The organism is Nereida sp. (assembly GCF_965655635.1).
Lineage (GTDB): Bacteria > Pseudomonadota > Alphaproteobacteria > Rhodobacterales > Rhodobacteraceae > Nereida.
In genome coordinates, this window is sequence record NZ_CBFHHE010000007.1 from 85,100 (window position 1) to 93,213 (window position 8,114).

The window sequence follows — 8,114 nt, forward strand, 5'->3', positions numbered from 1 at the left end:
AAACATCATTTAGCTAACATTCGTTCTGCAATATTTATGCCTTCGGGGTGGCCAACATCGCACCATTCGCCCGAGTATATATGACCCTTTAGGATGCCAAACTTCGTAAATATGTCCCAAAGTTTGCTGATCGAAAAGGCGCTTTGCTGTATTTGGGATAGAGCATCTGTTTTGATGATCTGTAGCCCACTGAAGACAAAAGGCCCACCGCGAGAGATTGCGCCGTCGTCATCAAGGGTGAAATCCCCACCCTCATGGCCGTGGGTCCGACTGGGGTCACCCAAAAGTAGAAGTGCATCCATTTCATTGGGTTTCCAGCGGGACAGCAGTTCATTAATCGGGTTGTTCCCTCGCCAAACAGCGTCGGTATTCATGGTGATAACAGGGTCTGGGCCCAGAATGCTTAAGGCATTTTTCAACCCGCCGCCGGTTTCAAGAATAGTTGGTCCTTCGTGAACGACTTCGATGCCGGATCCGAGAAAGTGATCTTGTATTTGCTCAGCAAGATAGTGAGTGTTTATGGCGATGTTCTCGATTTCCGCTTCCTGCGCAATTTCGATAGCATGATCCACCAGCGGCTTGCCCGCCACTGAAATCAATGGCTTTGGCGTTGTCTTTGTAAGATCGCCCATACGCGTGCCAAAGCCCGCACCGAATAACATCAGTGATGGTTTTTTGGGCATTTACGTCTCAATAGATTTAGAATTTCGGGCGTTGGTTCAGGGATATTTCGGAGTACAATTGGTGCTATCGAAGATAGGCTTGGGTGTTGCAGATCCTGTTTTAGGTTGGCCCAAACGCGCGGAATAAAATCTAGGTAGGATGGTTTTCCATCACGGATACAAAGCCGCGCAAATACACCAAGAATGCGCAGGTTTCGTTGTGCGCTTTGTGCAGCACAGCTGGCGCTAAATTTATCAGGGTCGATACCGCTTTTGGATTGGTAGTATTTAAGCAGGTCATCACGTACTGGTTTTGATACGTCGCGGCGGGCATCGCCGAGTAGTGAGACTACGTCATATGTTGGCTGGCCAACCCGAGCGTCTTGAAAGTCGAGAAGGCCAATGTTTTTAGGGGCCTCAAACATCGGCGTCCAGAGTAGATTTTCAGCGTGGTAGTCGCGTAAAACAAGAACCGGCGTGGCGGTTTCAGTTGCTTCTATCGCAGCAAATAAAGCCGTTTTTAGCTCGGCCTTGTCATTGACCGTTCCTCCGGCATTTTGAGCGTACCACTCTAGAGAAAGACACCCGAGCGGGGCCATCTCCGCTGCGGAATATTTTTCTAGCGATGTCTCTGGTAGCGGTGATTGGTGCAGGTGAAGGAGCGCATCGACAGCGGCTTTGTATAGATCAAACTCTGAGCCGTTGGGTGCAAGTTTTGCCAGTAAATCATCGCCCAAATCTTCGAGCAGAAGAAACCCGTTTGCCTCATCCTTGGCGTATATAGACGGTGGGTTCAGTCCAATACCTTCCAGATGCTGGGCAATAAGAACGAAGGGTGCAACATCTTCCCCCTTATCAGGTGGCGCGTCCATTAAAATGGCGGTTTCGGCACTATCGGTTTTCTTGAGGCGGTAGTATTTTCTATTTGAAGCGTCGCCTGCGAGCATCGCTATTTCTGCGTCTGACCATTGTGTTTTCGCGATGAATTTAGATACCAGCTTAGGTCGCATTTTCGAAAGCTTTCTCAAGAGGTGCTGCCCAAGCTGAATCCGTACTTTCGAGTGATAATTTTCGAACATTACCGCCAAGATCGTTAATTCGGATTGTAAGTGCATTTGGAGGTGTTAGATCCGCCAAGTTTTCAGGCCACTCGATGAGCGTGACGGCAGTAGCCATGGCATCATCGAGGCCAAGCTCAATTACCTCGTGAGGGCTTGAAATACGGTAAAGATCACAATGCCAAAGATCACCCAAGTTGGTTTCATAGGTCTGAACGATCGTGAATGTTGGGCTTGGAACATCTTCTGGCGTGTCTTGCAGAGACTGTATCAACGCGCGGGCAAAAAGTGACTTTCCGGCCCCGACTGATCCAACCAAGAGCAGGCAGTCCCCAGCCTTTAGAATTTGGCCAATACTGATGGCCAAGTCTGCTGTCTGGTCGGGCGAAGTTGTCTCAGTTTGATACAGGATTGAGGCCATAACCCGCACATTAAACTGTCACCTTATAGTCGCAAGGCGTTAAAGTGCGGCCCTGCTTGTGTTCTCTGCTGCGGATGTGTTGTGGGATCGCTCTGAGAATTGCACGAGCATGTGCCCACTTGCCTTTCGATCAATATTCAGCGCGACCGAGTTGTTACCTTCGAGGGCCAATTGGCTTTTCCAATGATGAACAGACATCGGTTTGTTGAGGGCTGCGCGCACTTGGTCCCACTTATCTGTATGTTCCGCACGCTTACCGATGCTTGTCGCGGCACTGATTGGATAGTTTAATTTGTCTTCCCATGGCACCCGGAAAGCTGAGTTGGCGGCGCATACTTTTTTGCCCTGATCAATAATGCAAGTGGGCTTAGGAATTAAATCAAGTGCTTCTTTCAGCGCTATGTTTTCGGCCTGCAGGGCTTCAATGACCTCGGACATGTCCGGTGTCTCTTCAATCGAGATGACGCGCGACCCTTCCGTGTGAGGCATTACTGCGGCTGTTAGTTTGCGACCCTTTGTTGTGGCCCATGAGGTAGCCGCAACCGTACTTTCTTCCTTGGGTGAAAGGGCTGCGGTCCAGTCCTCAAAACGGGTGTTCTCAGGGGTAAGCCGAAGTTCGCGTAGTTTATGGAGGAACATATCAAATGATGGGCGTCGTAATAGAAAATCTATTGGAAGCGAATATTTGTCGGCCAGTGCTGGGTTGAAGACGGTAAGCCTGTCATCACTATCAAACAGAGCCAGCCCACATGACAGCGCGGCAAAAGTTTTTGCCATAGATTGGCGAAATTGATCCAGCTTTTCTTCTGCTTCAACAACTTGATCCGCTGGTGTGGCATAGAACCGAAACCCCGCCTCCAAGACTTCATGTGAAACGTCATACCACTCTACCAATTTTTGGTTGTGAACTTGTGATATCCGCTGCTGAGTACCCGAGGGTTTTTGCTTCAAGCCGGTGATAACGAGCAACTTTGGTAGGGGCCATGTTTCAATATGTTCGCAACGCTTCAAGTACGCTGCATTACCCCAAATGACCTCTCCTGCTTCATTTTCCTCCTAAACGAGAAAAGGTGCTGACAAAGTTCGATCTGCTGATGTTTTCTGCGTGACGCTTGTGCCTTGAAGTTCGACACGAATGAGGGTGTGAACAGCCTCGAAGGTAAGCGACAGCCGTTCGTCCCGATGTGATTTCAGTGTTGAGCGACCCAAAGAAACGGCAGTTTCGGCATGCGCATCTAGATCAGCAAAATCGTCAGTAACGGCTGATTTGAAGTGGGCCCAATCATCAAGATTACCGGGCTGGCTTATATCCTTTAACAATGCCTTGGCTGTGTTTGTTTCATCAACCGGATACCCGTATTCGAAAAGGAAAATCGTTCGCCTTTCGTCATTTGTGCCGAGTGAATAAGTTGGCTTTTGGGCTGTTAGGGCGGATGAATTAATCCACCAATTGGCTGCCGTAAAAAACACAAGGCAAGCGAAAAAAATACAAAAGACGCCATCGTTACTCCGTCAAATTACTGCCAGAGTATTTAGAAAATGAAATTAGAGAAAATATTAACAAGCCAAAATTTTAGACGTCAAATCGCTTATTTTCGCCAAGTGACGTTGTTTTGTCGCTGATTACTTTAGAGGCTAGCCATGACACTTCGACGATGGCGCCGCTTCGGTTGTGTGGTGGGGATGTTTCCATAGTGGGGTCAGATCCGTTTGAAAACCGCAGGGTTGCGCCTGATCTTTCGAGCAGTGTTTTGGCAATAAATAGACCAAGCCCCATTCCCTCATAACCTGGTCGTTTTTGCTTGTCAGTTTGTGAGTTGCGGCGTTTAACAAATGGATCGCCAATCCGGTTAAACACCTGCTGTGGAAACCCGTCGCCATCATCAGTGATCCGCAGTGTTATTTCGGTATCGCTCCATTGAACGTCGATCCAAACTTGCGTGTCGGCGAAGTCCACTGCGTTTTGGATAAGGTTCCGCAGTCCATGAATAATTTCGGGCCGACGATTGATGTGAGGCTGCGGAATGTCGGGCGTGTCATCAATTGCTGAAACATCAAAATTAATATCCTTTCCGCGATGCATATGAGGCTCCGCTGCCTCTTGAAGAACGGCTGAAATGGGCGCTGTCATCAGGTGTTTATCTTCTTTTCCGGCGCGCCCCATCGAATGCAAAATCTCGCGACAGCGCTCTGACTGCTCGCGGATTAGTTTTGCATCATCATAAAGGTCGGGTTGTTCGGAAAGTTCTTCCATCAACTCGGCACTGACGAGCTTGATAGTTGCAAGCGGTGTTCCAAGTTCATGTGCGGCTGCAGCAACAACGCCCCCTAAGTCTGTCAATTTCTGCTCACGGGCGAGAGCCATTTGGGTGGCAACTAGCGCATTCGACATTGTGTTCATTTCAACCGTGACGCGGCGTGCGTAAAGCCCTATGAAAATCACGCCAACGCCCATGGACACCCAGAAACCAAAGAGCAGAATAGATGGCATCTCATGGATAAACCCCTGTGCGGTTCGCAGCGGTACGTAAAACGTTGTGAGAGCAGTAATCGCCAGCAACGTTAGTCCGCCAACAGCAATTGTTGAGCGGGTGCTAAGTGCGGTGGCTGATATGGTGACTGGGGCGATCAGCAAAACAGCAAACGGGTTGTTCATACCCCCAGTCAAAAAAAGTAAAAGCGCCAACTGTCCAAGATCAAACATGATCATCGATAGTGCTTCGTTCTCGTCCAACCTCTTGTTTTCAGGGAGTACGAATGTGGCGATCAGATTAAATATGATACCGGCACTAACAACCATTAGACATAGTCCCAAATGAAGGCTGAGCGAGAAGTAGATTTTCCCCACCGCCATCGCAGCAAGTTGTCCGGTAATGGCGAGCCACCTTAAGCCGATCAGAGTCCGTATCCTGATCCAGTTGGCGCGTGCACTTTCCTCAAAAAGAGCAATCTCTGGTGCGTGTTGTGTTGGCACGTTGATTTGTCCTTAATGTGACCCATGGTCGCTTATCAAAGCCTACCATATCTTGCTACTTAGCGGCCAAGACTACTTTTGGAATGTGAGAGGGTGTTAATTATGGCTAAGGGTTTCGCTATTGCTGCGGGTGTCTCAACAACAGCACTGGTTATTGCTGGCGTTTTGGCGACAACTATTTTGGCGCCATCCAACAGGTTTGAGCAGTGCAACGTGATGGCTGTTGCCGGTGGTCAGCTTGGTGGAGCGTTCACTTTGGTAAATCATAAAGGTGAAACAGTCACTGACGAGGATGTTCTAACACAGCCCTCGCTAGTTTATTTTGGCTATACGTTCTGCCCTGATATTTGCCCGCTTGATGTTGTGCGAAATGTTGATGCAATTGATGTCTTGGCCGATCAGGGAAAAGACGTGAAACCTGTTTTCATTTCCATCGACCCCGAGCGGGATACGCCCGAAGTTTTGGCAGATTACGTCTTTAATTTTGGCGAAGATATGACCGCACTCACGGGCACGCCTGAGCAGGTAAAAGTAGCATCCAGAGCGTACAAAACTTTTTACCAACGCCAAGAAGGTGACCCAGATTACTATTTGGTTGACCATTCAACGCAGAGCTATTTTGTTCTTCCTAAGCAAGGGATCGTTCAACCTTTTGGTAGGCAAATTCGACCAGACCGCATGGCAGAGCAGATGGCTTGCATGATGGACGCTGTCTAAGAAATTGACCGCATAACAGTTCACCCCATATCATCAACCACAGACCAGTTTGGGAGATCACGATGTCGGCTGAAGCAAAGTATGAAATTGGCGAAGACAAGACATTGCTTTTGGTCGACGACGATGAGCCGTTTCTAAAGCGCTTGGCGAAAGCCATGGAAAAGCGCGGCTTTGCAGTTGAGACCTCTGACAGTGTTGCAGGGGGCAAGGCGATCGCCACTGCGCGTACGCCTGCATATGCCGTTGTAGATTTAAGGTTAGGTGATGGGAACGGTCTTGATGTGGTTGAGGTCCTGCGCGCGCGCCGCCCCGATAGCCGTATCGTCGTGTTGACGGGGTACGGTGCAATTGCGACGGCTGTTGCTGCGGTGAAGATTGGAGCTACTGATTATTTATCAAAGCCAGCTGATGCGAATGACATTATCAACGCACTTTTGTCGGGCGACGATGAATTGCCCCCACCACCAGAAAACCCGATGTCAGCGGACCGTGTTCGTTGGGAGCATATTCAGCGTGTCTATGAGCTTTGTGACCGGAATGTTTCTGAGACAGCACGCCGCTTGAACATGCACAGGCGAACGCTGCAGCGCATTTTGGCAAAACGAAGCCCGCGATAAGCTAAAGCTGCTCAATCAGTGCGTTGTAGCGCGCGGTGTAATCGGCGCGCACAACGGGTGCGGGGCGAAGTATGATTTCAAGATCGTCAATCAATGCTCCGTTTGGTTTGCCAAAGAACTTATCTGCCTCAGCTTCGGAAAAACCTGCAATCTGAACTGCTTCCATCCATGCGCTGATCTGGTCAGCCTTTTTGATCTTTTTCTTAACAGTGACTGGTACTTTTGCCGGTAGACCAAAGCGAATGTGGATTGCTGCCTCAAGGCGTTCATCCAAAGCACTGTAACCCGGTCCAACGGCGGCCTTAACGGGGCTAATCATATCGCCAATCACGTATTCAGGTGCATCATGTAAAAGCGCAGCTAACTGCCATTTTGCGGGGGCGCTGGGGTTCATTCGGGAAAAAATCGTCTCAACCAGCAGTGAGTGTTCGGCAACGGAATAGGCGAAATCACCAATCGTCTGCCCATTCCAGCGGGCAACGAACGCCAGCCCGTGAGCGATATCTTCGATCTCAATGTCGACTGGTGTCGGGTCAAGCAAGTCAAGTCGCCGTCCCGACAGCATACGCTGCCAAGCTCGTGGTTGTTTCATCAGATACGCCCCGTAAGATCACTTCCTGAAACTAAGGACCCTTCTACGCATTGTCGAGATGGGTCCGGAGTGCTATCTGCCCGGTAAATTTAAATGAAAAGTGAGGCCACCATGGCGAACGATTACATTGTTAAAGATATCTCTCTGGCTGATTTTGGCCGTAAAGAGCTTGATATTGCGGAAACGGAAATGCCGGGTCTGATGGCGCTTCGTGAAGAGTATGGTGACACCAAGCCTTTGGCGGGTGCGCGTATCGTAGGCTCTCTGCACATGACCATTCAAACGGCGGTTCTGATTGAGACGCTTGTTTATCTTGGCGCGGATGTTCGCTGGGCGTCGTGCAACATCTTCTCCACCCAAGACCACGCGGCGGCTGCAATTGCTGCAGGTGGTACGCCTGTGTTTGCGATCAAGGGCCAGTCTCTTGAAGAGCACTGGGACTACCTTGATAAATCTTTCATGTTCCCAGACGGGCCGAACCTGATCCTTGATGATGGTGGCGACGCCACTTTGTATATCCTGCTAGGCGCCCGCGTTGAGAACGGCGAAACTGACCTCATCGAAGTGCCGACATCCGAAGAAGAAGTCGCTGTATTTGCACAGATCCAAAAGCGCATGAAGGAAAGCCCCGGTTGGTTCACAAAGATGCGTGGCCAAATCAAGGGTGTGTCCGAGGAAACAACCACTGGCGTTCACCGCCTGTATGATCTTGTGAAGCACGGACCGCTTCGGTTCCCCGCTATCACCGTTAACGACTCTGTCACCAAATCGAAGTTCGATAACAAATACGGCTGTAAAGAGAGCCTTGTTGACGGCATCCGCCGCGCGACTGACACAATGATGGCTGGTAAGGTTGCGGTTGTCATGGGCTACGGCGACGTTGGTAAAGGCTCAGCTGCATCGCTTGCGGGTGCGGGCGCACGCGTAAAAGTCACCGAAGTTGATCCAATTTGTGCGCTCCAAGCGGCGATGGACGGCTTTGAAGTGGTTCTGCTCGAAGATGTTGTAGACACCGCTGACATTTTCATCACCACAACTGGCAACAAAGACGTGATCCGCATCGAGCATATGCG

At 49.9% G+C, this 8,114-nt stretch carries 10 protein-coding genes; 3 read left to right on the forward strand and 7 right to left on the reverse strand.

The genetic code is table 11. The features are described 5' to 3' along the window. Positions 1 to 5: 5 nt before the first annotated feature. The 6 genes from ACTF5M_RS03995 to regB all read right to left on the reverse strand — a co-directional run bounded on the left by ACTF5M_RS03995 (position 6) and on the right by regB (position 5,115). Positions 6 to 683 (reverse strand): nucleotidyltransferase family protein, encoded by a 678-nt coding sequence (locus ACTF5M_RS03995; protein WP_438959786.1) that lies wholly within the window; start codon positions 681 to 683, stop codon positions 6 to 8. Next, a complete protein-coding gene (locus tag ACTF5M_RS04000) occupies positions 662 to 1,741 on the reverse strand; it encodes an aminoglycoside phosphotransferase family protein (RefSeq protein ID WP_438959787.1) in 1,080 nt (359 codons plus the stop codon). The genes ACTF5M_RS03995 and ACTF5M_RS04000 overlap by 22 nt, the downstream gene beginning before the upstream one ends. Further along, a complete protein-coding gene (gene tsaE / locus ACTF5M_RS04005; RefSeq protein WP_438959788.1) occupies positions 1,662 to 2,141 on the reverse strand; it encodes a tRNA (adenosine(37)-N6)-threonylcarbamoyltransferase complex ATPase subunit type 1 TsaE in 480 nt (159 codons plus the stop codon). Before tsaE ends, ACTF5M_RS04000 begins: the two co-directional genes overlap by 80 nt. 39 nt (positions 2,142 to 2,180) lie before the next feature. Then, on the reverse strand, positions 2,181 to 3,110 hold the full coding sequence (locus tag ACTF5M_RS04010; RefSeq protein ID WP_438959789.1) for a hypothetical protein: 930 nt from the start codon (positions 3,108 to 3,110) through the stop codon (positions 2,181 to 2,183). 87 nt (positions 3,111 to 3,197) lie between these two features. Further along, complete coding sequence (locus ACTF5M_RS04015) at positions 3,198 to 3,611, reverse strand: hypothetical protein (RefSeq protein ID WP_438959790.1); 414 nt, start codon at positions 3,609 to 3,611, stop codon at positions 3,198 to 3,200. A gap of 103 nt (positions 3,612 to 3,714) precedes the next feature. After that, positions 3,715 to 5,115, reverse strand: a complete 1,401-nt coding sequence (gene regB / locus ACTF5M_RS04020) for a sensor histidine kinase RegB (RefSeq protein ID WP_438959791.1) — start codon at positions 5,113 to 5,115, stop codon at positions 3,715 to 3,717. 102 nt (positions 5,116 to 5,217) lie between these two features. Between regB and ACTF5M_RS04025 the strand changes: the two genes are divergently transcribed. Both ACTF5M_RS04025 and ACTF5M_RS04030 read left to right on the forward strand, forming a co-directional pair. Then, the gene (locus ACTF5M_RS04025; protein WP_438959792.1) at positions 5,218 to 5,832 is read left to right on the forward strand and encodes an SCO family protein; all 615 of its coding nucleotides are present in this window, start codon (positions 5,218 to 5,220) and stop codon (positions 5,830 to 5,832) included. A 62-nt stretch (positions 5,833 to 5,894) separates the two neighbouring features. Continuing rightward, positions 5,895 to 6,449: an ActR/PrrA/RegA family redox response regulator transcription factor gene (locus tag ACTF5M_RS04030; protein WP_438959793.1), complete on the forward strand. Its 555-nt coding sequence runs from the start codon at positions 5,895 to 5,897 to the stop codon at positions 6,447 to 6,449. A gap of 1 nt (position 6,450) precedes the next feature. Here ACTF5M_RS04030 and ACTF5M_RS04035 read toward each other — a convergent pair whose 3' ends face one another. Then, positions 6,451 to 7,041, reverse strand: a complete 591-nt coding sequence (locus tag ACTF5M_RS04035) for an HD domain-containing protein (RefSeq protein WP_438959794.1) — start codon at positions 7,039 to 7,041, stop codon at positions 6,451 to 6,453. A 111-nt stretch (positions 7,042 to 7,152) separates the two neighbouring features. Between ACTF5M_RS04035 and ACTF5M_RS04040 the strand changes: the two genes are divergently transcribed. Beyond that, positions 7,153 to 8,114, forward strand: a 962-nt coding sequence (locus ACTF5M_RS04040) for an adenosylhomocysteinase (protein ID WP_438959795.1), incomplete at its 3' end; no start/stop codon positions are given.